The sequence below is a fragment of the Erwinia sp. 1181_3 genome (assembly GCF_052824965.1).
Genome location: NZ_VTDE01000012.1, coordinates 18,533 through 41,605, shown reverse-complemented (window position 1 = coordinate 41,605; position 23,073 = coordinate 18,533). Strand labels below are relative to the sequence as shown.

Below are 23,073 nucleotides of genomic sequence, written 5' to 3'. Positions count from 1 at the left end.
GGAATGATTCATGAATTGTAAGAAACTGGTTGTTGTCGGCGATAAATTCAATGAATTCGCAAATGGAAAAGATGTCCTGACTATTTCTCAGCTGGAGCTGTTAACGCAAATCCCTGCAAATATCATCGATAAAGAACATGAAATTATTATCGGGCAGGGTGTGCGTAAGGATTTTGCCGGGAAAGTGCTTTCAAATCAGGCGAGAAATACCATTCACGGCAATAAACTAAAAATGTGTTCTCTTGAAAAGCTTGTTAACGATAAAAAGAATGAACACTGCCATAAACGGCTGGAACAGAATGTCCTGATAGGTCCTGCAGAACAGACTGAGCACAACAGTAATCTTTTTGCTATGCCGCTGTTGATCGATGAGCGCTGTGAGCTGATGGCCGATCATCAGACCGGTCAGCATATTCAGGGAATGCTCCTGGTAGAGGCAAGCCGTCAGGCGTTTATCGCCATTACTGAAGAATTTATCTACAAGCAGGAAACGGGGCGTTACTACGTCATTAACAGCATGGCGATAAACTTTTCGAGTTTTCTGTTTCCTTTACCTGCGCTGGTTCATTTTGAGTACCTTGAGAAGGACGTTAATGACCGCCGTGGCCGTTTCAAAGCCCAGGTGCGCGTAACGCAGCATCAGATGCTTTGCGCCAGCATGGACGTCTCATTCACCGTATACCCTTCAGGGCTGATTTCTGAGAAAGAGAAATCCCTGGCTGAGGCGGCTATGCAGGCAGCGATAGTAGAACATCAGGGTGCGACCTTTGAGGTAGCGCATGCCTGAAATAAGCAGTCAGAAATACCGTCTGACTGCTACCACGCAGGGGCCGCTTTATCCCCCTGCGGAGGTAATGGATCAGGATGGTAACTTTGTCGTGGTGGGTATGGTGCCAGGAGACAACGGCCTGGCATGGCGCAGCATGATTGTGGCGGCAGACAGCCCGCTTCCGGGCTTTGGAGAAACGGCACCCTACAAAATATTGCGTGATATCGATGACATGTCACAGGCAGAACTGAAGGACGTGATCCTGCATACCCTTCCGCTGCCGGTACCGCTGAATAATTACGGGATGCTGTTCGCGCCAGAGCAGCGGCCACAGGCTAATACCGAAAGCCGGCCTAGCCTGCCTTTGCATGAAGGCTACATCGCAGATTACCGCAGCAGTGACGGTAAACGTCAGATCCCGCCTGTCACGCTGGCAGACTGGTTACGCGCTGAAGGCAGTCTTGAGGTGTTTCTGTCAGGAGACAGCCGGCGCGCGCTGTTCAGGTTCTCATTTCGCAACCTGGTTCCCGACAGTGTTTATACCGTAATGAGCCTGCGTGAGCAGGATCTGGCAACTGAAAATCCAAGCCGGCCGGGACCGCTGGGTATCCCTAACGTATTTATTACCGACCACGATGGCAATGCGGATTACTGGGCGGAGTTACCCGATCCGTTCCCGGCACATGAACGCAATGATAATCGGGTAATTAACGTGGTTGTCCTTTATATGAGTTCCCGCCAGAGCTACGGGGGCGCAATTGGGCTGTATGGGCTGGGTGGTGATATCCATGCACATCTGAAACTGAAAAGCCGCTCATTCGATGAATTAATTACCGTAAAGTGAGTTAAAAATGCCATTTGTACATATCACGACCTGGCCTGCTAAAGACGAAGGCGACATGCTCAGGCTGCATGAGGACATTACCTATGCCGTGCATAAAAACACCGGAGCACCGCTGGATAAAATCTCTGTAGTGATTTCTGAAATACAGCCCTCACGCTGGTCTGATGCAGGTATTCCCGGGGATCATAAAGATTTCCCGGTAAAAAGCCGAAGAAAGAGTTACGAGGAATAAGCTTTGCAGAAATCAGCCGCATTTTTTGATGTCGACGAGACCCTTATAACAATTAAAAGCATGTTTGATTTTTACGCATTCTGGTGTCGTGAAAATAATGAAATGAACACGCTTGAATGCTATATGACGCAGTTTAAGGAAAACGTTAAAAAAGGAACGAGTCGCGAGTATCTGAACAGAGAGTATTACCGACAGTTCTCAGGGGTCAGTTATAAAAAACTGGAAGAGGTGGGTGAAAAATGGTTCCGATCACAGTGTGTCAAAACTCTCTTTATTAACAGTGCCGTCGCAGCCCTTAAGCAGCATCAGGCGGAAAACAGACTGACTATCTTTGTTTCAGGATCGATGCGTCCTGTACTTGCACCGGTTGCCCGATATCTGGGTGTCACGGAGATTCTCTGTGCCCCACTGGAACTCACTGAGGCAGGAACACTGACAGGTGAAATAGGCACGCCGCAGACCATTGGCAGTGGCAAACGGGAGGCGCTTATTGCGTTCTGTCGTGGAAAAGAAATCAGTCCTGCGGATTGCTATGCCTATGGAGACGATCTCTCCGATATTCCCATGCTTGAATCCGTCGGCCATCCGATTTGCGTAGGAAAGAAGTCATCGCTTTCCAGTCATGCGATTCACCAACACTGGCCCGTTATTTAAATCATTCCAGAGGTAAAAAATTATGAACGTAGAAAGCACTCCGCAGGATATGACCTTAAGGTCGTGGCTTGCTCTTTTTATTCTGGCTCTCTCAACGTTTACGATCGTCACCACAGAGCTGGCACCTGTTGGCCTGCTGACGCCAATCGCAAACGGCCTGCATGCGTCTGAATCAGCCGTGGGTATGACGGTCTCACTGTATGCATGGGTAGGTGCACTGAGCGCACTTTTTGCATCAGTGTTTCTGGGCAATGTGGCCAAGAAGCGGCTGCTGCTTACGCTCACCGTGATCCTTTTCCTGTCTAACGTACTGGCCGCGACGGTGAGCACTTACACGGTACTACTGGCTGCACGTGTGCTGGGAGCGCTGGCACACGGTGCATTCTGGGCAATGATTGGGGCAACGGCCGTCTCCATTGTGCCGACAAGATATATTGGTGCCGCTACCTCAATCGTATTTGGTGGCGTATCTGCAGCCAGTGTGTTTGGCGTGCCGGTTTCAAACTATATCGGCATTCACTTCGGCTGGCGGCAGGCGTTCTGGCTGATGGCGATACTCAGCGTGGTGGCATTTGCCGGTATCAGCGTGCTGATCCCACAGATCACCAGCAAAAGCGCAATTGGCTTTGAGGCGCTCAAAAGCGTACTGAAATCATCTGCACTGTGGAAAATCTATTCTGCTACGCTGCTCGCTGTCACCGCGCACTTTGCTGCCTTTACGTACATTGAACCCTGGCTGCACACGCAGCATTCACTGGCCACATCGGTTATTCCGGCTGTGCTGTTTGTATACGGTATTGCGGGACTTGCCGGCAATTTCCTGACCGGCATGATGATTGATAAATATCTCAAGGCGACAGTATCCATTTCAGTACTGCTCATTTGTGCGGTACTGGTATTCCTGGGAACTTCCGGTTCAGCGCTTTCAGGCACTGCTGTATTCACCGCTATGGTTATCTGGGGCGTGGCAGTATCCGGAATCTTTGTGGGCTTCCAGACGTGGGTCCTGCGCCTGGCTGAAGATAAAACCTTTCCTGCCTCTGCGGTTTACGTTTCATTTTTCAACACTGCTATCGGTATCGGTGCCTCTGCCGGTGCGTGGATGGTATCCGCATTTTCAGTTCCGATGCTCTACGTCGTAGCCGGCGTGGCCATCGGGCTCTCTGTACTGCTGGTGGCGGCTATCCCGACGCGCGTGGCGTCTGCACAAAACGTTCTGGAGAAATCTTATGAGTGAAGCTAGCGATCTGACCCGTTATGGCAAAGACATCATGGACCGCCTTGAACCCGGTCTTGCCGATAAAGTCACCGGACGACTGGCTGAACTTGATCCTTCATTACCGGCCCTGATCACCGACTACGCATTTGGTGCAGTGGTGGGACGCCCCGGACTGGACCTCAAGACCCGTGAAATGCTGACAGTGGCATCACTTGTCACGCTGGGTAATGCGATGCCGCAGCTGGAGCTGCATATGAGAGCGGCGCTCAATACCGGCGTCACGCCCGAGGAGTTGCTTGAAATCGTGATTCAGATGGCGGTTTATGCAGGCGTCCCGGCTTGTATGAATGGCCTGACTGCCTATCGTGCCGCAATGGCGGCAACCGGGCATACATTACCCGGTCTGAAAGGAAAAAGTGCATGAATGAAGTAGTGATTGTTTCTGCAAGACGCACGGCAACCGGTGCATTTATGGGTGTACTGTCCGGGCACTCGGCCGTCGCGCTGGGAAGTCATGTTATACGCGCGCTTCTTGAAGAGTCCGGCGTCAAAGCCAGTGAGATTTCACAGGTCATTATGGGACAGGTTCTGACCGCCGGCTGCGGTCAGAACCCCGCACGCCAGTCCGCACTGAAAGCCGGGCTGCCTGTCGAAACACAGTGTATGACCATCAACAAAGTCTGCGGTTCGGGCCTGAAATCGGTTCATCTGGGTATGCAGGCACTGCTCACCGGAGAGGCAACGTTTGTGATTGCTGGTGGTCAGGAAAGCATGTCCAGTGCACCGCATATCCTGACATCGTCGCGTACCGGGACACGTCTCGGAAACAGCGAGATAAAAGACAGTCTGGTATCTGATGGGCTGTGGGATGCTTTTGATGATACCCACATGGGCGTTACTGCTGAAAACGTGGCGGATGAGTTTGGTATCACTCGTGAAATGCAGGACGAATTCGCGCTTTTATCCCACATGAAGGCAATCAGGGCGCAGGAGCAGCACCTCTTTGAACGCGAAATTGTTCCTGTAGAGTGGCAGAACAGAAAGGGTGAAACGCAGAGGGTTGATACTGATGAAGGTCCGCGTCAGACCAGCATTGAAAAGCTCTATAAGCTCAAACCTGTATTCAGAAAGGGGGGCACAGTAACTGCTGGTAATGCCTCCTCACTTAACGACGGTGCCGCCGCTGTTCTTCTGTGCACCCGGCGTACGGCTGAGGCACAGGGATTGCCGGTGCTGGCTTCTCTGGGAGAGTTCACCAACTCAGGTATCAAGCCGGCACTAATGGGTGCCGCTCCGATACAGGCAATCACAGACTGCCTTACCCGTTCAGGCTGGAAGCCAGAAGACATTGAACATCTCGAATCAAATGAGGCGTTTGCGGCGCAGGCTCTCGCAGTTATCGCTCAGACAGGCATTTCACAAGAGCGCATCAACCCTTACGGTGGTGCTATCGCGCTTGGTCATGCTATTGGATCGTCGGGGTGCCGTATACTGGTCACGCTTGTACACGGCCTGATACGAACCAACAGCCAACGCGGTATGGCTGCACTGTGTGTTGGCGGTGGCGAAGGTGTCGCGCTGAGCGTTTACCGGCAGAAAAGCTAACAGTCAGCCGTCGTATCCAGAAATTAAAAACCGGGCAATGCCCTAATGCTGGTCACTTAAGGTGATCAGCCGTTTTTCTCGCCGAATATTTCTGTGCATTTACTCTTCGTTTCCGAGGGTAACTTCGCTCTCTTCTCCCCCGGTAATACCCGCCATTTTCTTTCTCATACAACGTTGTTAGCTCGCCACTCCTGCCGCACCAGTTCTGGCAACTTGCTGCGTAACGTCCAGCGACTGTCCAACATTCCCTGTTTCACTTCCCGATAACCCCGTTCGATTTTCCATCTGTGTCGATATAAGTCACTGATATTATTGCCCGGATAGCGATTCTGGTCTGTACGCACGACTTGATATTGTGTGTGTGTTTTCAGCGGCTGAAGGCAGCGCTGTTTTCCGGCGTGTCTGCCGTGCGCCAGACAACACCATCCATGGATTCAAGAGGAAGTTTGCGGAGCGTGACAGTGTCAGTCAACGTTAACGCTTTCTGAATGAATTCAGCAGGAATGAGGTCTGAGAGGCTACGGGCGTACTCTGGGAAGGTGGCATTGATAATGCCGAGGGCTTATGAAAGTTCCATTTAAAAAGGGTCCATGATGAACATGAACCCTTTTTATACCAGCCACCGGATCGGCATTAGGGCATTGCCCGGTTTTTTTATGAGCTCAGTACTCAGGCGTTAACGCCTTTCATGCCCTCCTCAGAGTAGCGGCCGCCTTTGATCTCAACGCGCTGATGAATGTTGTTCAGCAGGGTGATATCGGTTGCTTCCAGAACAATATTGGCCGCCTGCGCATTCTCGGTCAGGTAACTGATGTGCTTGGTTCCTGGGATAGGCACCAGCTTGTCATACTGTGCAAGCAACCAGGCCAGCGCAATCTGACCCGTAGTGCAGCCATATTTTTTCGCGAGCGGGCCCATAACATCAAGCAACTGAGCATTGTGATCAAGACTCGACTGGATGAACCGCTCATTGTTTTTGCGGAAGTCACCTTCTGCAAAATCACTATTATTACGATACTTACCGGTCAGGAAACCTCTGCCCAGAGGAGAGTAGGGAACCAGACCAATGCCCAACGCTTTCACAGCCGGCAGGATTTCCTGTTCAATATCGCGCGTCCAGAGTGAATATTCGGTCTGCAGGGCTGCCAGCGGGTGTACGGCATGTGCCCTGTGCAGGGTAGCCGCAGAGACTTCACAAAGACCGATGTGGTTAATCTTGCCTTCTTTAACAAGGCGGCTCAGGCATTCCATGCTCTCTTCGATGGGCGTCGCCTGACTGACCCGGTGCAGATAAAAAAGATCAATACGTTCAACGCCCAGTCTTTTGAGAGATTCATTACAGCAGCGGGTGATGTAGTCAGGCTGGTTGTTGATGGTGCGGGCGTAGGATTCATCAGGCGAGCGATCGATGCCACACTTGGTGGCGATTTTGAACTGCTCACGAGTCGTCTTGTCCAGACCGGCAAGAAAATGGCCGATCAGACGTTCATTGTGGCCACGGCCATACAGGTTTGCGGTGTCAATAAAGGTGATATCGAGGTCAACGAGTTTATGTAAGAGCTTCAGGGAGGCCTGATCGTCAGTCTGACCATAAAATTCGCTCAGCCCCATGGCACCATAGCCAACAGAACTGACAGAGAGGTTTTGAGATAGATTTCGGGTATGCATAAGTTCTCCTTTTTAAGCTATCTGATTGTTTCATCTCTATTCCAATTGATGAATTGTCATTTTCGTTATGCAAAAAAAGTATCGGACTGAGTGTTTAGATAGTTGGCATGGCTTCAATATATATATTACCGGTATGACGCTGTCCGAGAACGATACGTGGGGCGTTGACGTACTCAGCCCACTCCCCCAACGGGGAGGTGACGAGTGACATATTAATTGATAGGATACCTATTCATTTATCTATTCACTTATCTATTCACTCAGTGATTCAACATTATGCCTGATCGCTTCGACACGATACGCCAGTTGCTCAGTCAGGGGCCAATGCAAGCACGGCAACTGATTGAAAAAATGAAAATTAGCCAGCCAACACTGTCCCGTGCATTGAGGCAGCTTGGTGACGATCTTGTTCGATTCGGGGCGGGTCCCTCTATTCAATATGCCCTGCGCGATACCTGGCGCAGATTCAGGTCTGCACCTGTTTACCGCATCACCGATGAAGGGCGCGTTCAGCCTCTTGGCGAGCTGATTCCGGTTCGCCCTGACGGGTTTGTCATGGTGCAAACCGACAATGTGAGCCTCCATAGCGACGGGCTGCCGTGGTGGCTGTTTGACATGCGACCGCAAGGATATCTCGGGCGAGCCTGGGCATCGACGCACGCGGTCGGGCTGGGCCTGGCGGCGAACCCAGAGCAATGGTCAGACGCGGATGTGGTCAGGGCGTTGCTCGCACAGGGTCATGATGCGATCGGCAACCTGCTGATAGGGGAGCAGGCACGGGAGCGTTTCCTGGAGATGCCAGAACCCCACCCCGTTGATCGCGACACAACCTACCCCGAGCTGGCCGTGGCGGCGGCTGCGGGTGAGGCGCCAGGATCATCTGCGGGTGGTGAACAGCCGAAATTCTGCACCTATACAGAACGTGGCCATGTGTTAGTGAAATTCTCGGCCCCGGATGACAACCCGGTTAGCGAACGCTGGCGCGACCTCCTGCTGGCCGAACACCTGGCGCTAAAGGTGCTGGGTGTTAAAACAGAGGTATTTGATTTTGCTGGACAGCGCTTCCTCGAGATCCCCCGATTCGATCGCATTGGCCAAATGGGCCGTGTCGGCGTCTTCTCGCTGCGGGCACTGGATGCAGAGTTTGTCGGTAATGCCAGGGCTTCATGGCCAGCGCTGGTCAATAGCCTGATTACGGAAGGCCATGTCCATGCTGATGCCGCCGTTGACACCGCACGGCTTTGGGCATTCGGGGTCCTGATTGGCAATACCGATATGCACCACGGAAACCTGTCGTTCATCAGTCACCATGGTCGCCCATATCACCTCGCACCAGCCTATGACGTTCTGCCTATGGGGTTCGCACCCAAAGCGAGTGGCGCAATCGTGAACGAGCTCCGACCCGCGTCACTATCGGAAGTGATTAGCGGAGATATCTGGCGGGAAGCACTGGATCTGGCGGAGAACTTTTTTGCTATAGCCAGCAGCTGCCATCGCTTTTCTGCCAGTTTCACCCCCTGCCTTGAATCATTACGCAATCATCTTGACGAGGCCAGATCGCGTATCGCCCGCCTGGGATAAGAGGCGGGTTCAACGTTATTGGGCGGTTCATTTTTCCGATCAACCTACTCCACCCGCACCACCACCTTCCCTTTCGCTCGCCCGGTCTCAACATAGGCCAGCGCCTCTTTGATCTCGGCGAAGGGAAATACCCGGTCCACCACTGGCTTAATCACCCCGGCCTCCACCAGTGCGCTAATCTCACTGAGTTGCGCCCCGCTGGCGCGCATAAAGACAAACGAATAGCGGATGCCGCGCCGTTTAGCCTGCTTCCGGATGCGGAAACTCAGCAGGCGCATCACCTGCTTCAGCCCCCAGGAGAGCCCCTGTTCCGTGGCAAATGCCGGGGTTGGCGGGCCGGAGATGGAAATCAGCTGGCCGCCAGGTTTCAGCACCTGCAGCGATTTTGCCAGCACATCACCGCCCAGGCTGTTCAGCACCACATCGTAGTCATGAAGAAGGGTGGCAAAATCCTGCGTTTTATAGTCGATAACCACATCAGCCCCCAGCGCTTTCACCCATGCCACATTGGCTGTGCTGGTGGTGGTGGCAACGAAAGCGCCAAGATGTTTGGCAAGCTGGATGGCAATGGTGCCCACGCCGCCGGAACCGGCATGAATCAACACCTTCTGCCCTTTTTTCAGTTTTGCGGTCTCCACCAGCACCTGCCAGGCCGTCAGGCTGACCAGCGGGAGGGAGGCCGCTTCTTCCATGCTGAGATTGCCAGGTATTAACGCCAGATCGTGCTCGTTAACCGCAATATACTGCGCAAAGGTACCAATTCGCTGCTGGGCAGGCCGCGCATAAACCGGGTCGCCAGAACGAAATCGGGTCACCTCAGGCCCGACACTCACCACCACGCCCGCCACGTCGTTACCCAAAATCAATGGCAGTTTATACGGCAGGATCAGCCTGAACTCGCCTTTGCGAATTTTGGCATCCAGCAGATTCACACTGGTTGCCTGCACCCGGATCAGCACGTCATCCGCCCGCAATTCGGGTTCAGGTCTATCAGCGATGCGCCCGCCGTTTTTGCTGCCGTAACCCTCAATAATAAAGGCTTTCATCACTGTTCAGACCTCGATGTCGAATGGGGCAACCGTGATCAGAACGACGGAGATCGTGTTCATCGTTTGCTCTCTTTTGTGGGTTTTATAGATGATGGTTATCATCATTGTGTTTTTAGATGATGTATGACATATATAATAAATGTCAAACAACATTTAAAACCCACGAGGGCAATAGCATGAACTACACCACGTTTGGTCGTAACAGCGGTTTACGCGTTTCTGCACTGGCACTGGGCACCGGAAACTTCGGCACTGGCTGGGGTTACGGTTCAGAAAGAGAAGAAGCAAAACAGGTCTTTGACCGCTACGTCGAAGCCGGTGGAAACTTTATTGATACCGCAGACGCTTACCAGTTTGGGCAGTCTGAGGAGATAGTCGGGGAGTTTATCGCCGCAGAGCGCGACCGCTTCGTTGTCGCCACAAAATACAGCTTAAGCGCCTCACCAGAGCCGGGCATCTCGCGTACCGGCAACAGTCGTAAAAATATGATCCAGTCGGTCGAAAACAGCCTTAAGCGACTGAAAACAGATCGTATTGATCTGCTGTGGGCACATTTTGACGACCAGCTCACCCCACTCGAGGAGATCGTGCGTGCGTTCGACGATCTGGTGCGCGCAGGTAAGATCCAGTACGCCGGATTGTCCAATTTCCCCGCCTGGCGCATTGCCCGGGCAGACACAATCGCTGAACTGCGCGGCTGGTCGCGCATTGCCGGCATTCAGGTGGAATACAGCCTGGTGCAGCGCACCGCCGAGCGAGAGCTGCTGCCAATGGCTGAAGCACTTGGGCTGGCAGCGACACTCTGGTCACCCCTTGGCGGCGGTCTGCTCACAGGAAAATACCGTCAAAGTAACGAAGGACGCCTCACCGGATTCGGCGGGCGGCTGGTGCATACCGAACAGGACACCACGCTGCTGGATACCGTTTTTGCCGTCGCCGGGGAGCTGAATGTCCTGCCACTTCAAGTGGCCATCGCGTGGCTGCAAGACAAAGCCGCGCGTTCCAGTACCAGCCTGATCCCCATCCTCGGTTCCCGTAATCTGGCGCAGTTAAACGACACATTACAGGCGCTGGAAGTGAGGTTAGATAACGCTCAGATTGCCCGACTGGATGCCGTCAGCGCCATTTCAGCAGGCACGCCACACGATCAGATTGCCAGCACCCTGCCGAGAGCACAAGGCGGCGGTGAGTTTGTCAAAGCCTGGCCGCGGGCCTGAGTGAGTTATTGATGAAGGGCATCATCTATTGATGGTGCGAGACACATCCCCTAAGATGATGCCCTCAAACAACAGGAGCAGACGATGGCCCGTGTATCTAAACAGCAGATGGAGCGTAACCGCGAGGAGATTATCAAGGTCTCTTCGCAGCTCTTCCGTGAGCGGGGATTAAACGGCGTCAGCGTCAATGATTTGATGGCCGCCGCCGGGTTAACGCACGGCGGTTTTTACGGCCACTTTGATTCCAAAGATGAGCTGGCCGCCATCGCCAGCCGCAAAGCGTTTGACGATTCCGGGGCGCGCTGGCAGGCGATCGGTCAGCAATCCAGCCAACAGATGCTGCATACGCTGGTCGAGCACTATCTCTCTCCCGCTCATCGGGATGGCGTACAGGATGGCTGTGCCATTACGGCATTAGCCAGTGATGTCGCCAGGGAAAGCGCGGATAAACCTGTGCGCGAAGTGTATCTCGACGGCGTGAAAGGGATGCTGGAAATGCTGGAGTCGCTTTCGGATGTGGAAGATGACGCGCAGCGCCGTCAGCATGCGCTGATGCAGTTTTCCCTGCTTATCGGCGCACTGACGCTGGCACGCGCCACGTCCGGGGACAGCCTGTCCGATGAATTCCTGACGGCCGCAAAAACAGCGTTGCTGGCAGAGAAGGAATAGCGATCAGAAAAGGGAATGGTTAACCAGATACAAGGCCTGCTGACCGTCGGCCAGCAGGCGCTGATGGAACGCCAGTACGCTGTCAGGCGTCAGCGCCCGCAGGTCATTGATATCAGGCTGAGGCGTGATCTGCTGCGCCCGCAGCCAGCGATAGCGGCTGGCCTCAAGCAGCCCGGCGGGCACCTGCTGCTGTTCCGCCAGCACTATCTGGCAGGTTTCCCACAGCGCCTCTGCGCTGAGCGCTGCCAGCTCGCTATTCATCTGCACCAGGAAGTGGTCAATGCGCGCCGCCAGCTCTGCCTTGGTGAGATACGGGGATTGCAGCGCAAACAGGATGCCTGCCTGCCCCGCTGCCTGATAGAAACGACAACTCACCACATAGCCAATGTTCTGTTCCACGCGCAGGCGCTGGAAAAACAGCGGCTGATAAATCATCGCCAGCAGCTGCCAGGCGGCCAGGCACGCCGTACTCTCTTCCACCAGCGGGCAGAAGCGCAGCAGTGCGGCCTCCGGGCTGCGGGTCGCCACCCGGTATTCGGACTGAGGGGGCAAGGGTTGCGGCAGCGCACTCACCGCAGGATTGATCAGCGCCGGAAAGGCACTCAGCAGGCAGGCCAGCTGTTGATGCAGCTCGCGGTCGCCGCCCTCCAGCAGCGCCCGCCAGGGGAGATTGAGCGGCGTCCGATCGCCTGCGGGGGCGTGCAGCATCTGCAACCGTTCCGGCAGTGCACCCAATAGCGCCCGCACGGCAATATCATCGTGCAGCGCCTGCCGCTGGCGCAGAAACTCACGCTCACCGCGTGCGACCGCCGCAGGCGGGATATCCGCCAGCAGTGCGTTGAGCGATGCCAGCGTGTTGACCATCAGCGCAGATTCTCCCTGTAACTGGATCAGCCAGCGCCCCTGCGGACAAGTGATCGCCAGCTCGCCCCCGCGATGAACGCAGCCCGCCGCCAGCGCCCGCAGACGGGCCTGCATGACCAGCCCCCAGTGTGCAGGCAGGTCGCCTTCAGGGCTGAGTAGCAGCACGGCGGGCGTTTCATCACGGCGATGATGGGGCAGCGACACCTGACGTGCAGGCAGCGCGGGGGAGGCAGACGCCTGTGGCTGTGGAAAGAACACGAACGCCTCACCCGCTGCATCCGGCTGCACCGCCGGACGCCTTCCCGGCTGGCAGGCCAGCGTCCACCCCTGCACATCGCGCTGTGCCAATGGGGCGCTATCAGTAATCGATAGCCGCGATAAGGGCGCGGCGGAAAGCCGTGCGAACAGTGCTGCGCCGTCGTCGCCCCCGGTGCGGGCCGGGGCAAAACCAAAGGCACTTTCACGCAGCTGATCCATCACGGACAACTGTGCAAAATGGCGGCTGGACAACTGCGCATAATGAGCACGCTGCGTTGGCGTCAGTCGAGTCAGCTGTGCCAGCCAGTGATGCACCCGCGCTTCAGCCCGGTCGGCATCCCCGGCCTCCACCAGTAGCAGTTCAAGGGTGATCACCGTCTGCTGTGCGCTGCGATACGGCAGCAGCAGGCGGGCACCGTCGCACAGCGCCTGCTCACGCAGCATGGCCATCAGACTGCCCGGCGCTTCATCCAGCAGAAGCTGGCGCAGCAACACCAGCCCGCCGTCGATCCGCTGATCAAGCAGAAAAGAGAGGCGCAGCCGCGGTGCACCGTTCAGTTGCAGGGCAATATCGTGCTGAGCAGCAGGCACTAACGCGGGCAGTTCGGGCGGCATGACTGCGCCCACCGGGAAAGCGTCGGCGGCCTGTTGGGCCAACTGCAACAGCGCTTCTATCGGCTGCGGTCCCTGCAGCCACAGCGTCACGGTATCCGCATGGTAATAGCGCTGATGGAACTGTTGCAGCGCCGCACGCAACTCGGTTGTGTCGTTACCAAAAACCGCCGCATTGCCCGTCTGGAAGCGCTGCCACTGATGGGCAGCAAAGGCGGCACTCAGCGCCGCATCACACAAGGTGTCCTGATGGTCAGCCAGCAGGCGGCATTCGGCATCAATGGTCGCGACTTCCTGGCGGATGGCGGTGGCAGACAACAGCGGTGCCACCAGCATATCCGTCAGGCGGGGCAGCGCATCGGCCAGTTGTTCGGGGCCGCACTCGAAAAAGTACGCGGTGCTGCTGCCGAGCGTGGTGGCATTCAGCCGCCCTCCTCGGGCGGGCAGCCAGGCCATTAACCTTTGGTCATCCTGAAACCTCTGGCTGCCGGCAAACAGCAGATGCTCAAGCAGATGTGCCAACCCCGGCCAGGCATCCGGTTCATGATGGCTTCCCACATCCACCTGCATCAACGCGGCGGCACGCGTGGCTTGCGGGTCTGAGATCAACTCAACCCGTAAACCGTTGTGCAAGCGCCGCTGTTGATGCTGCATGCGTCAGACCTTGAAGATCAGCTGAGCATTCACCCGCTCAGAGTTAGCGCGGTTGCGGAACTGCAGCTGGCTGACCTGAATATTGGTGCAGTTGGCCTGTTCACGCGCTTCCAGGATCATATGGTGATGCGCTGATTTGCTGCACACCGGGTCGGCATTATCCGCATCGCCCGTCAACATAAACGCCTGGCAGCGGCATCCACCAAAGTCCTTCTCTTTTTCCGAGCAGGAGCGGCAGGGTTCCGGCATCCAGTCAAAGCCGCGATAGCGGTTAAAACCAAACGAGTTAAACCAGATATCCTCAAGGCTCTGCTCCAGCACCGACGGGAACTGAACCGGCAGCTGACGCGCACTGTGGCACGGCAACGCCATGCCTTCTGGCGTCACACTGAGGAAGATCGCTCCCCAGCCGCCCATGCAGCCTTTTGGACGTTCTTCGTAATAATCAGGCGTGACGAACAGCAGGTTCGCGAGGTTATCGCTGGCGGCCATTTTCTCGCGATAGCGGTGCACCACGGCTTCCGCCCGCTCAATCTGGTCACGCGTGGGCAGCAGCCCTTCACGGTTGAGCTGCGCCCAGCCGTAGAACTGACAAGTTGCCAGTTCTACGTCATCCGCTTCCAGCTCGATGCAGAGTTCGATAATCCGGTCGATCTGGTCAATATTGTGGCGATGCAGCACAAAGTTCAGCACCATCGGATAGCCGTGCGCTTTCACCGCACGCGCCATCTCCAGCTTCTGCTGGAAGGCTTTCTTCGATCCGGCCAGCGCCGCATTCAGCACTTCATCGCTGGCCTGGAAGCTGATCTGAATATGATCCAGCCCGGCTTCGGCAAAGGCATCGATCTTCTTCTGCGTCAGGCCAATCCCGGAGGTGATCAGGTTGGTGTAAAAACCCAGATCGCGGGCGGCTTTGATCAACTCGGGCAGATCTTTACGCACCAGCGGTTCCCCGCCGGAGAAGCCGATCTGCACTGCGCCCATCGCCCGTGCCTGTTTAAATACCTCGATCCACTGCGCGGTACTCAGCTCTTTTTCCTGCTGCGCAAAGTCCAGCGGGTTAGAGCAGTACGGGCACTGCAACGGGCAGCGATAGGTCAGCTCGGCCAGCAGCCACAGCGGCGGTTTTACAGCAGGATTAAGCGGGTTCACGGAAAATAATCCACTTCTGTTCACGCGCGGCGGCGAAGAAATCTTTCACATCATCATCCACGCCGCCCGCTTCCGGGAAACGGGTGTTCAGCGCCTGGATAATCTCTGCCAGCGTACGTTGCCCATCCACCAGCTCGAGGATCATCGTGGCGCTGTCGTTCAGTTTTGCCATGCCTTCCGGGTAGAGGATCACATGGCAGCCCTGCACTTCTTCCCACTGCAGGCGGTAACCACGGCGGAACATCGGGGTCGTTTGTTCATTAATCACAGCAGTTTTCCTTTATGCCAGACCGGCTGATCCGTCACCGTGTGGTATGGCGGGCGGTTAAGGGCGTAAGCCATGGTCATGGCGTCCAGCATGCTCCACAGAATATCGAGTTTGAACTGCAGGATTTCCAGCATACGTTGCTGTTTTTCCACGGTGTCGCAGTATTCCAGCGCCAGTTGCAGACCATGCTCCACGTCGCGGCGTGCCTGGCTGAGACGACCACGGAAATAACCGTAACCCTCTTCTTCAATCCAGGTGTAGTGCTGCGGCCAGCTATCCAGGCGCGACTGGTGGATCTGTGGGGCAAAGAGTTCGGTCAGTGAGCTACAGGCGGCTTCCTGCCACACTGCACGGCGGGCAAAGCTGACGTAGGCATCCACGGCAAAGCGCACGCCCGGCAACACCATCTGCTCAGACAGCAGTACATCGCGATCAAGACCGACCGCCTCACCGAGACGCAGCCAGGCTTCGATGCCGCCATCGCTGTCACCCTGACCATCATGATCGAGGATGCGCTGCACCCATTTACGGCGGGTCAGCGGGTCCGGGCAGTTCGCCATAATCGCCGCATCTTTCAGCGGAATGCTGGTCTGGTAGTAAAAGCGGTTCGCTACCCAGCCCTGGATCTGCTCACGCGTTGCTTCACCGTTATGCATGGCGATATGGAACGGGTGATGGATATGGTAATAAGCGCCGCGATCGCGCAGCGCCTGCTCAAACTGTTGCGGGGTCATCAACGTCGGATTGGTCATAGTTCAATACTCATGCCGTCATAACTGACCTCAATGCCTCGCCGGGTCAGCGCCTGGCGCTCAGCGGAGGACTCATCAAGGATCGGGTTGGTGTTGTTAATATGGATCAGGATTTTACGCTGCGCAGGCAGCTCGCTGAGTACCGCCATCAGCCCCTGCTCTTCGCCCAGCGCCAGATGGCCCATATCACGGCCGGTATTACGCCCGACGCCGGTGGTGGCCAGCTCGTTGTCCTGCCACAGCGTGCCGTCGATCAGCAGGCAGTCGGCCTGCGCCATCAACGCCAGCAGCGCAGCATCCGGTTCACCCAGGCCTGGCGCATACAGCAGTTTGCTGCCAGTGGTGGTGTTTTCAATCATCAGCGCAATATTGTGGCCGGGCAGCGGTCGTCCGCGATACGGCGAATACGGCGGCGCATTGCTGAGGATCGGAATCGCGGTAAAACGCAGTGCCGGGCAGACGGCCACGGAAAAGGGTTCCGCGGGCTGGATGGCGTGATGCACTAATCCACCGTTCCAGTGCTTCAGCATGGTAAAGATCGGAAAGCCACTGGTCAGATCCGCATGCACTTCCGGGGTACACCACACGGAATGCGGGCAGCCTTCACGCAGGTTCAGCAAGCCGGTGCAGTGATCGATCTGGCTGTCGGTAAGGATAATCGAGCCGATCGCCGTACCGCGCAATACGCCCTGTTTATGCAGCTCAGGGTTGGCCGCAATCTGGTGGCAGATATCAGGCGAGGCATTACACAGCACCCAGTCGGTGCCGTTATCACTGACCGCAATCGAGGATTGGGTACGTGCGGTGGCCGGAACGCTACCGTCACGGACACCCTGGCAGTTGGGACAATGACAGTTCCACTGCGGGAAACCGCCGCCTGCCGCAGAGCCGAGGACTTTGATTTTCATGGGTAAACCGGGAGAAGGAATAAAAATGCCTGCTACAGCGCAGGCATCCACATTACTTGCCTGAATCGTTCGAGTTACAGTTGCAGCTCAAAGTATGATGACCAGGCATTAGCCTAAATAATTCGAGTTGCAGCAAGGCGGCAAGTGTGAGAATCCTCGGGAGCTTACTCAGGTAAGTGACCGGGGTGAGCACACGCAGCCAACGCAGTTGCAGCTTGAAGTATGACGGCTAATTAGCGGTTTGAGATGTATAAGGTAACTTCTAAGCCCAGACGCATATCGATAAAGGTCGGTTTAGTCCACATAGTAATATCCTCAAGGTGTTTAAAAAACAGGCGATATACTCCAGTTTCGTAGAGTAATCGGCATGTTGTCAAATTACAGGAATTTGGCGGCACAGATGTTGCGCCTATGATAAATCGATATCAACCCTAAAATCTGCACGGTTTATGCTGTTTTGAACTATTTGGTTCAAAAATCAGGCGTTATTCTTTCCAGGTTTTTCGCAAGACCCGCAGCCAGTTAGCGCGACACAGCTTGTTCAGCAGCGCATCGTCATAGCCCGACTGACGCAGTGCGGCCAGCAGACGGGGCAGCCCGGTAACGTCACCCAGATCATCGGCCAGGTTGATACCGTCGAAATCAGAACCGAAGGCAACACGATCTTCCCCCAGTTTCTCCAGCAGGTAATCCAGATGCTGCACCATGACGCTGAGCGGCATATCGCCGTCACGTTTGCCATCGCTACGCAGAAAAGAGGTACCGAAATTCAGCCCGACCAGTCCGTCGCTGTCGGCAATCGCGCCCAGCTGAGCATCCGTCAGATTACGTGGCTGAGGGCATAAGGCGTGCACGTTAGAATGGCTGGCGACCAGCGGTGCTGTACTCAGCCGCGCCGTTTGCCAGAAGGCTTTTTCGTTCATATGCGACAGATCGATCATCAGCCCACGCTGGTTGCAGGCCCGGATCAACCGCTCTCCGGCGTCAGTCAGCCCTGCTCCGGTATCCGGCGAGCCAGGGAAGCTGCCGTTAATGCCCACGCCAAAACGGTTAGGCAGATTCCAGAACGGCCCGATGCTGCGCAATCCGGCCTGCTGCCAGCGATCCAACTGGCTTAAGTCATCATCCAGCGCTTCCGCCCCTTCAATATGCATCACCATCGCCAGCACGCCGCTGGCGATACAGTGTTCAATCTCGCTGACGCTGCGGCAGATTTTTGCCTGGCCTGCCGACTGTGCTTCCAGCTGCTGCAAAATCGCCATCTGCTGTTCGGTGATCGCCAGCGGATCATGCACCTCCGCCTGGCGCGTGGGAAATTTCGCCACGTAGTCAGCGGGTGGCACAAAGACGGCAAACAGCCCACCCGCAAAACCGCCCTCACGCATCCGCGCCAGGTCGAGATGCCCGCTCAGACGCTGATGCAGAAACGCCGCAACCGGGTTTTCAGGATGATGCAGCCACAGGTGCAGCAGTAGATCGTTATGGCCGTCAAAGATGGGAGTCGGAGAAGTGTGTGTCATGGGGGCGCCAGCGATGTCAGGAAGACAGATGATGATAGCGCAGATTAGGCGGAACAGGGGAATGCAAAACCAGGGCGGGCGCGAACCCGCCGCTGGCGGTTAACTTCCAAGACGGCTGGTGCGGGTTTTCACCGGCGCCACAGGCGGCGGCGTGGCCTCCAGCGGGCGGGCAACAATCCCGGTGATACTCTCCATCGATTTGAAGGTGCAGCTACAGTTGAGGTTCTGGCACTGGTGATAACGCTCCTTGGTTTCGCTGCTGAGAATACGGCTGGAACGGGCATGGCTGTTATGTTGGCAAATCGGGCATGGCATCATGGTTGACCTCCAATGGTCATTAGTTAAACTCACATTGTGTGAATAAAACTAATTATATTCACTTTAAGTGAATCATAAAGTGGTTTTTTCACTTTTTGAGAATTAATCCAGTTCCTTTTTCGCCACCACAGAGTCCTTCAACACAATCTCGAGTTCTACTTTTGACGTAAACCCTCCTCCAGAATTAATCGTATGAGCCACAGTGGATATAATCCATTTGTGCTTATCAATCAATTCCTTGAACCCGGAAACCTCTATCAGCATTTCCGGGGTCAACTCTGGTCTCCCCATTGCCAGCCCAAAACTTAGCGTCGCACTCATTCTCTGATTCTTTTTCCATTCCGCTGTTGCCGCATTTACTGCCTCCTCTTCGGTGGTAAACAAGGTTCCCAGCTCAAGGTAACGCGATCCGGCTGTCTCAAAAATAGTACCTGGCGGGTCTAACTCTGCCCTGACTAATACCCGTCCAGAGTTGGCTTTGTCCAGACGCAACCAACGCGCCTTCACTCCGATATTGTTCATATCCCCTGTATATGAGAATGAATGCGCATCTCCATCGCGGCGACGAATAGTGGCTTCGGGTAAAGGGTCACCTTTCGCCGTTGTTCCCTTACCCGGTATCAGCAACAAGACTTTGCCATTTTTGATTGTCGCCACCGCGCCGTAAGACACCGCCAGCCGGGCAAGAAACTGGAGATCGTTTTCATTGGTCTGATCGAGATGTTCGATATGGGGTGTCGCCAAATTGTTGGGCAATGACGCTCCCAGCTTATTGCGTTCGGCGATACGCTTTACAATCTCGCCCAGCGTCATCCGGTCATAGGATTCCGATCGGTTCTCTTTCAGGACATCGCTCAAGTCAGCACTAAACCCGCTCAAGGCAAGCTTGTCAGGGGAGCCTGTATGAGTGACTGTTTGAATAATGAATTTCCCTTTATCAAAAAGCGCCATCCCCTGCCAGCCGATAGAGATCTGCAATATACTCCCCCGCTGCGGCAGGATGATTTTTCCATCGCTGTCATCAAGCTCCATTGTGAAAGTATCCAGCTCCATGCCGCGTTTATCCGTGATTGTCATGCCCATTAAACGGGATCGGAAGTTGCTGGTGATATCAATATCATCGAGTTTTATCTGATAATCGGGCCCCATCTGTGCACCAATATTTATGGCATCCATCACAGGCTCTCCAGCAGTTTAGAGGCGTTATTACCCACCTTATTGATCACATCTTCCGCCTGCTGTTTCAGGTCACCGAACATCTCTAACAGCGATGGGTCCACGCGCTTAAGCGTGATATCGAAGCTAATTTTACGTGCAGTACCGTTCTGAAGGAGATCGCTGTGCGTGCCGTTCACACTGGTAATCACAAACATCCCGTAGGGGATGCCGTTGCCACTCAATAAAGGCCAGGCACGTCCTTGCGTTGCCATGATATTCAACGCGAAGAGTGAAGCCACTCCTCCGGTGATTTCCGGACGCAATTCACCTGACAGCGTAATCGTCTCATCCCCCACGCCGAGAAACTGCTGTGACTGACGCGTGCCAATGCGGCTGCCGCTGGCCCAGCGATAATCACTGGTTTGCTTCATTGTCTGATAGGGCAGTGTTCGCCGTTCAAAGACCATCATGCCTAAAATCATCATCATGGTTTATTACCTCCACACGCTGCTGCGCTGTTTCAAGTCGGCGTTAAACTGTTCCTGCTGTCTGTTTTTTTCCATAATCGCCAGCACATCAGCCTGGCTCATGCCGTCATGGGTGTTGATCACATAGCTGCTGTTAAAGGTGCTCTGCTGGCTGTTACTGGTGCTGGCCACCGTGAGGGGTTGATAGCGGGCACCGCCAAAGGCGACAGGTGCGGGAGTATCCGGCGCAGCAAAGTCTGCGCCCCCCAGAGCGACCGAGGGACGTTGTGCAGACGGATCGTCATTCAGCGAGACTTTGGCATCGGACGATTTTTTATCGATGACCCCGAGTTTTTCCAGCATCCACACCACGCCACTGGTTAGCGAGTTAAGGATTTTTGTCGGCAGAATGAAAGCAGACGCCAGCACCTTCCCCACCACTTCGCCGACGAATCCGACTTTGTTCAGAGTCTCCCCTGTCAGAGTAACCGGCTCCAGGAGCTTCCAGAAAGCATCGTACATTCCTTTAAGTAGGCTGCTGACGTTGTCAAAGAGCGGTCCGACCGGGGTAAACATCTCAGTGATGGGACCCAGGGTCTCACTCATCCCTTTCACCAGGCCAGCAAAGAAGGCACTGATCGGCTCCCAATAGTAATAAACCGCCATCGCTGCACCAGCAATCGCAGCAATCACAATCCCTATCGGCGCAGTGATCGCCCCCAGCGCAGCAACAATCGCCCCACCAGCAAAGGTAAACACGCCACTCAGGATCCCGGTACCCGCCATCAACAGATTCAGGCCACTGAGTACCGGCACCACCACGGAACCGATCCCGCCGAGTGCGGCAATCAGCAGCCCGCCCCCCGCCACCAGTTGGGTGATCCCGCCTGCCAGCGTAGGGTTGTCCTGGATCCATTGATCAACGCCGGTTAACAGCCCGGTGGCGGTCTGCGTCAGGGAACGCAGCGTACCGTCCAGTTGGGTAAACACTGTCAGGCTGATGCTGTCGATCACCGCATTAAGCTGGCCGATATCCCCTGCCAGATTATCAGCCTGTGGTGCTACAGCGGCTCCTGACGCTGCACTCACCGCTGCAGTACCGGCAGTCGCCTGCTCATAGCCCGGTTTCAGCAGCTTTGCACCAAAGGAGGCAACGCCCATTGCCCGGCTGCTGACGCTGCTGACTTTGTCCACTACTGCCTGCCCGGCCTGATAGCGCTGGCCGACATTATCCATACCCTGACTTAGCGTCTGCCGCCGCTCGCTGGCCTGCTGACGCCGTTCGTCTGTCCGCTGACGGGCGATCTGCTGCAACCGCTCCTCACTCAGCTTCAGCCCCTCTTTACGATGGCGCTGGTTGACCTCATCACTTAACGTGGCCGCCTTCAGGGCTATACGCTGCTGAAACATCGCATTACCGAGGGATTTGGTCTCCCCCGGCAGGTCATTGAGGAACAAATTCGACCGGATCACCGCTTTACGCAGGCCATCCAGACCAAGATTAATACTCATCGCTATTCTCCACTCTGCATGCCGCTGCGCACGATCGCCTTATGCCGCCAGTCGATCAGTTCCGCCAGCGACATGGGGTTCATTTCTGATGGCGGCCAGTGAAAAATGGTCGCAATGTCGGCCATCAGATCATCCACCGTCAGGTCGTCGGGCCAGCGGACGTGTCCGGCTTCGCGGATAAAAAACCGATCACCCTGCCACCGAGTTCGATCAGATCAACCGGGTCCAGATTCAGGCATTCTGATTTGGTCAGGTTCGGCAGGGTGATGCGTGGCAGCACGGTGATCAGTGCCTCAACGTCCGATCCGGCCAGATCCACCAGCCGGGTTCCGCGCAGTGCACCGGCGTTGGGTTTGGTCACCTCTACGCTGGTAATCAGGGTTTCACCACGGGCAATGGGGGTCACCAGGGTGACCAGGTTGTCTTGCTGTTGCATGGACTTTCCTTACGTTTAGAGAGAATGCGGGTCGGGCATGCCCAACCCCTACGAATTGCCGATGTGGGGCGGGCAGGCCCACCCCCTGCGGGTTAACCAATGTGGAGCGGGTATGCCCGACCCCTGTGGGTTGGCCAATGCGGGTCGGGCATGCCCGACCCCTGCGGATTACGCCAGACCGATGTTCTGACGGTGCTGCGCCAGACGATCGACGCCGTTCACGATCTCAACCATGTTGATGGTGTCAATTTCGATCAGCGCCTTACCGTTCCAGGTCAGCTTGTAGTAAGTGCATTTGGTGGTGATTTTGGTTTCACTCTCTTCACCCTGCTTGCTCTCACCGAAGTCGAACTGCTGGTGCTTACCGCGCAGCTCTACTTCAACCGCCACCGTCTCATCGGTGTCGTCACGCTGATAAGAGCCCATAAAACGCAGCGGCACCGTTGCTCCCCCCCACTGGCTGAGAATGCGGTCATCCAGCCCGGCAATGGTCCATTCCAGATCCAGCGCATCGTCTTCCAGACCGTTATCAATGTGCGCCACGCCGTTCATACCGCCGCCGCGATACGGGTCGAGTTTGCGTGCCAGTTTTGGCAGCGTCAGCGAGGTCACCACACCCTGGTAGCTGTTGGCATCGTTAAACAAATTCAGGTATTTCAGTTTTTTTGGCAGTGCCATAAGAGTGTC

At 55.4% G+C, this 23,073-nt stretch carries 26 protein-coding genes and 1 pseudogene; 10 read left to right on the top strand and 17 right to left on the bottom strand.

Going from position 1 to position 23,073, the window contains the following annotated elements; genetic code table 11:
* Positions 1-10 precede the first annotated feature (10 nt).
* The 7 genes from FY046_RS20495 to FY046_RS20465 are packed head-to-tail and all read left to right on the top strand — an operon-like array spanning position 11 to position 5,323.
* Positions 11-787: an AfsA-related hotdog domain-containing protein gene (locus FY046_RS20495; RefSeq protein WP_133842433.1), complete on the top strand. Its 777-nt coding sequence runs from the start codon at positions 11-13 to the stop codon at positions 785-787.
* Positions 780-1,613, top strand: a complete 834-nt coding sequence (locus FY046_RS20490) for a hypothetical protein (protein ID WP_159336846.1) — start codon at positions 780-782, stop codon at positions 1,611-1,613. Before FY046_RS20495 ends, FY046_RS20490 begins: the two co-directional genes overlap by 8 nt.
* A 7-nt stretch (positions 1,614-1,620) precedes the next feature.
* Positions 1,621-1,845, top strand: coding sequence for a tautomerase family protein (locus FY046_RS20485; protein ID WP_133842435.1), 225 nt, complete (start codon positions 1,621-1,623; stop codon positions 1,843-1,845).
* A gap of 3 nt (positions 1,846-1,848) precedes the next feature.
* Positions 1,849-2,499: an HAD family hydrolase gene (locus FY046_RS20480; RefSeq protein WP_133842436.1), complete on the top strand. Its 651-nt coding sequence runs from the start codon at positions 1,849-1,851 to the stop codon at positions 2,497-2,499.
* Positions 2,500-2,521: 22 nt separating this feature from the next.
* Positions 2,522-3,736 carry an MFS transporter gene (locus FY046_RS20475; protein ID WP_133842437.1) on the top strand — a complete coding sequence of 405 codons (1,215 nt, stop codon included), beginning with the start codon at positions 2,522-2,524 and terminating at the stop codon, positions 3,734-3,736.
* On the top strand, positions 3,729-4,142 hold the full coding sequence (locus tag FY046_RS20470) for a carboxymuconolactone decarboxylase family protein (RefSeq protein ID WP_133842438.1): 414 nt from the start codon (positions 3,729-3,731) through the stop codon (positions 4,140-4,142). The genes FY046_RS20475 and FY046_RS20470 overlap by 8 nt, the downstream gene beginning before the upstream one ends.
* Positions 4,139-5,323: an acetyl-CoA C-acetyltransferase gene (locus FY046_RS20465; RefSeq protein WP_421505153.1), complete on the top strand. Its 1,185-nt coding sequence runs from the start codon at positions 4,139-4,141 to the stop codon at positions 5,321-5,323. Before FY046_RS20470 ends, FY046_RS20465 begins: the two co-directional genes overlap by 4 nt.
* A gap of 188 nt (positions 5,324-5,511) precedes the next feature.
* Here the strand turns inward: FY046_RS20465 and FY046_RS20460 are convergent.
* Both FY046_RS20460 and FY046_RS20455 read right to left on the bottom strand, forming a co-directional pair.
* Positions 5,512-5,661: pseudogene (locus FY046_RS20460) on the bottom strand (transposase); the annotation flags it as partial.
* A 331-nt stretch (positions 5,662-5,992) separates the two neighbouring features.
* Positions 5,993-6,991 (bottom strand): aldo/keto reductase, encoded by a 999-nt coding sequence (locus FY046_RS20455; protein ID WP_133842440.1) that lies wholly within the window; start codon positions 6,989-6,991, stop codon positions 5,993-5,995.
* Between the two features lie 276 nt (positions 6,992-7,267).
* Here FY046_RS20455 and yjjJ point away from each other — a divergent pair, with 276 nt between their 5' ends.
* A complete protein-coding gene (yjjJ, locus tag FY046_RS20450; RefSeq protein ID WP_446186433.1) occupies positions 7,268-8,572 on the top strand; it encodes a type II toxin-antitoxin system HipA family toxin YjjJ in 1,305 nt (434 codons plus the stop codon).
* A 44-nt stretch (positions 8,573-8,616) separates the two neighbouring features.
* On the opposite strand, the gene FY046_RS20445 is transcribed toward yjjJ, so the two are convergent.
* Positions 8,617-9,618 (bottom strand): NADP-dependent oxidoreductase, encoded by a 1,002-nt coding sequence (locus FY046_RS20445; RefSeq protein WP_133842442.1) that lies wholly within the window; start codon positions 9,616-9,618, stop codon positions 8,617-8,619.
* A 179-nt stretch (positions 9,619-9,797) separates the two neighbouring features.
* Between FY046_RS20445 and FY046_RS20440 the strand changes: the two genes are divergently transcribed.
* Entirely contained in the window at positions 9,798-10,838 is a 1,041-nt protein-coding gene (locus FY046_RS20440) for an aldo/keto reductase (RefSeq protein WP_133842443.1), read from the top strand.
* Between the two features lie 84 nt (positions 10,839-10,922).
* Complete coding sequence (locus tag FY046_RS20435; RefSeq protein WP_446186432.1) at positions 10,923-11,507, top strand: TetR/AcrR family transcriptional regulator; 585 nt, start codon at positions 10,923-10,925, stop codon at positions 11,505-11,507.
* A 3-nt stretch (positions 11,508-11,510) separates the two neighbouring features.
* Here FY046_RS20435 and pqqF read toward each other — a convergent pair whose 3' ends face one another.
* From pqqF to FY046_RS20365, 14 genes are all read right to left on the bottom strand, one after another.
* Positions 11,511-13,895 (bottom strand): pyrroloquinoline quinone biosynthesis protein PqqF, encoded by a 2,385-nt coding sequence (pqqF, locus tag FY046_RS20430; protein WP_171149257.1) that lies wholly within the window; start codon positions 13,893-13,895, stop codon positions 11,511-11,513.
* A gap of 3 nt (positions 13,896-13,898) precedes the next feature.
* Positions 13,899-15,047 (bottom strand): pyrroloquinoline quinone biosynthesis protein PqqE, encoded by a 1,149-nt coding sequence (gene pqqE / locus FY046_RS20425; protein WP_133842450.1) that lies wholly within the window; start codon positions 15,045-15,047, stop codon positions 13,899-13,901.
* On the bottom strand, positions 15,034-15,291 hold the full coding sequence (gene pqqD / locus FY046_RS20420; protein WP_238337039.1) for a pyrroloquinoline quinone biosynthesis peptide chaperone PqqD: 258 nt from the start codon (positions 15,289-15,291) through the stop codon (positions 15,034-15,036). The genes pqqE and pqqD overlap by 14 nt, the downstream gene beginning before the upstream one ends.
* Positions 15,292-15,311: 20 nt before the next feature.
* Entirely contained in the window at positions 15,312-16,067 is a 756-nt protein-coding gene (gene pqqC / locus FY046_RS20415) for a pyrroloquinoline-quinone synthase PqqC (RefSeq protein WP_133842452.1), read from the bottom strand.
* A complete protein-coding gene (gene pqqB / locus FY046_RS20410) occupies positions 16,064-16,975 on the bottom strand; it encodes a pyrroloquinoline quinone biosynthesis protein PqqB (protein WP_133842453.1) in 912 nt (303 codons plus the stop codon). Before pqqB ends, pqqC begins: the two co-directional genes overlap by 4 nt.
* A gap of 233 nt (positions 16,976-17,208) precedes the next feature.
* Entirely contained in the window at positions 17,209-17,280 is a 72-nt protein-coding gene (pqqA, locus tag FY046_RS20405) for a pyrroloquinoline quinone precursor peptide PqqA (RefSeq protein ID WP_072166356.1), read from the bottom strand.
* Positions 17,281-17,460: 180 nt separating this feature from the next.
* Entirely contained in the window at positions 17,461-18,495 is a 1,035-nt protein-coding gene (locus tag FY046_RS20400; RefSeq protein WP_133842454.1) for a dipeptidase, read from the bottom strand.
* A gap of 99 nt (positions 18,496-18,594) precedes the next feature.
* Entirely contained in the window at positions 18,595-18,813 is a 219-nt protein-coding gene (locus FY046_RS20395; RefSeq protein WP_133842455.1) for an ogr/Delta-like zinc finger family protein, read from the bottom strand.
* Between the two features lie 102 nt (positions 18,814-18,915).
* Positions 18,916-19,989, bottom strand: a complete 1,074-nt coding sequence (locus tag FY046_RS20390; protein WP_446186450.1) for a contractile injection system protein, VgrG/Pvc8 family — start codon at positions 19,987-19,989, stop codon at positions 18,916-18,918.
* Positions 19,989-20,459 (bottom strand): phage tail protein, encoded by a 471-nt coding sequence (locus FY046_RS20385; RefSeq protein WP_446186431.1) that lies wholly within the window; start codon positions 20,457-20,459, stop codon positions 19,989-19,991. The genes FY046_RS20390 and FY046_RS20385 overlap by 1 nt, the downstream gene beginning before the upstream one ends.
* Positions 20,460-20,465: 6 nt before the next feature.
* Positions 20,466-21,950, bottom strand: coding sequence for a phage tail tape measure protein (locus FY046_RS20380; protein ID WP_446186430.1), 1,485 nt, complete (start codon positions 21,948-21,950; stop codon positions 20,466-20,468).
* Between the two features lie 2 nt (positions 21,951-21,952).
* Positions 21,953-22,075: a GpE family phage tail protein gene (locus FY046_RS20375; protein ID WP_339456875.1), complete on the bottom strand. Its 123-nt coding sequence runs from the start codon at positions 22,073-22,075 to the stop codon at positions 21,953-21,955.
* A gap of 14 nt (positions 22,076-22,089) precedes the next feature.
* Positions 22,090-22,386, bottom strand: a complete 297-nt coding sequence (locus FY046_RS20370; RefSeq protein WP_133842460.1) for a phage tail assembly protein — start codon at positions 22,384-22,386, stop codon at positions 22,090-22,092.
* Positions 22,387-22,554: 168 nt separating this feature from the next.
* Entirely contained in the window at positions 22,555-23,064 is a 510-nt protein-coding gene (locus FY046_RS20365) for a phage major tail tube protein (protein ID WP_133842461.1), read from the bottom strand.
* Positions 23,065-23,073 lie beyond the last annotated feature (9 nt).

Coding starts and splice junctions, on each gene's coding strand:
- FY046_RS20495 (WP_133842433.1), top strand. CDS start 11: ATGAATTGTAAGAAACTGGTTGTTGTCGGCGATAAATTCAATGAATTC.
- FY046_RS20490 (WP_159336846.1), top strand. CDS start 780: ATGCCTGAAATAAGCAGTCAGAAATACCGTCTGACTGCTACCACGCAG.
- FY046_RS20485 (WP_133842435.1), top strand. CDS start 1,621: ATGCCATTTGTACATATCACGACCTGGCCTGCTAAAGACGAAGGCGAC.
- FY046_RS20475 (WP_133842437.1), top strand. CDS start 2,522: ATGAACGTAGAAAGCACTCCGCAGGATATGACCTTAAGGTCGTGGCTT.
- FY046_RS20470 (WP_133842438.1), top strand. CDS start 3,729: ATGAGTGAAGCTAGCGATCTGACCCGTTATGGCAAAGACATCATGGAC.
- FY046_RS20465 (WP_421505153.1), top strand. CDS start 4,139: ATGAATGAAGTAGTGATTGTTTCTGCAAGACGCACGGCAACCGGTGCA.
- FY046_RS20455 (WP_133842440.1), bottom strand. CDS start 6,991: ATGCATACCCGAAATCTATCTCAAAACCTCTCTGTCAGTTCTGTTGGC.
- yjjJ (WP_446186433.1), top strand. CDS start 7,268: ATGCCTGATCGCTTCGACACGATACGCCAGTTGCTCAGTCAGGGGCCA.
- FY046_RS20445 (WP_133842442.1), bottom strand. CDS start 9,618: ATGAAAGCCTTTATTATTGAGGGTTACGGCAGCAAAAACGGCGGGCGC.
- FY046_RS20440 (WP_133842443.1), top strand. CDS start 9,798: ATGAACTACACCACGTTTGGTCGTAACAGCGGTTTACGCGTTTCTGCA.
- FY046_RS20435 (WP_446186432.1), top strand. CDS start 10,923: ATGGCCCGTGTATCTAAACAGCAGATGGAGCGTAACCGCGAGGAGATT.
- pqqF (WP_171149257.1), bottom strand. CDS start 13,895: ATGCAGCATCAACAGCGGCGCTTGCACAACGGTTTACGGGTTGAGTTG.
- pqqD (WP_238337039.1), bottom strand. CDS start 15,291: ATGTTCCGCCGTGGTTACCGCCTGCAGTGGGAAGAAGTGCAGGGCTGC.
- pqqC (WP_133842452.1), bottom strand. CDS start 16,067: ATGACCAATCCGACGTTGATGACCCCGCAACAGTTTGAGCAGGCGCTG.
- pqqB (WP_133842453.1), bottom strand. CDS start 16,975: ATGAAAATCAAAGTCCTCGGCTCTGCGGCAGGCGGCGGTTTCCCGCAG.
- FY046_RS20400 (WP_133842454.1), bottom strand. CDS start 18,495: ATGACACACACTTCTCCGACTCCCATCTTTGACGGCCATAACGATCTA.
- FY046_RS20395 (WP_133842455.1), bottom strand. CDS start 18,813: ATGATGCCATGCCCGATTTGCCAACATAACAGCCATGCCCGTTCCAGC.
- FY046_RS20390 (WP_446186450.1), bottom strand. CDS start 19,989: ATGGATGCCATAAATATTGGTGCACAGATGGGGCCCGATTATCAGATA.
- FY046_RS20385 (WP_446186431.1), bottom strand. CDS start 20,459: ATGATGATGATTTTAGGCATGATGGTCTTTGAACGGCGAACACTGCCC.
- FY046_RS20380 (WP_446186430.1), bottom strand. CDS start 21,950: ATGAGTATTAATCTTGGTCTGGATGGCCTGCGTAAAGCGGTGATCCGG.
- FY046_RS20375 (WP_339456875.1), bottom strand. CDS start 22,075: ATGGCCGACATTGCGACCATTTTTCACTGGCCGCCATCAGAAATGAAC.
- FY046_RS20370 (WP_133842460.1), bottom strand. CDS start 22,386: ATGCAACAGCAAGACAACCTGGTCACCCTGGTGACCCCCATTGCCCGT.
- FY046_RS20365 (WP_133842461.1), bottom strand. CDS start 23,064: ATGGCACTGCCAAAAAAACTGAAATACCTGAATTTGTTTAACGATGCC.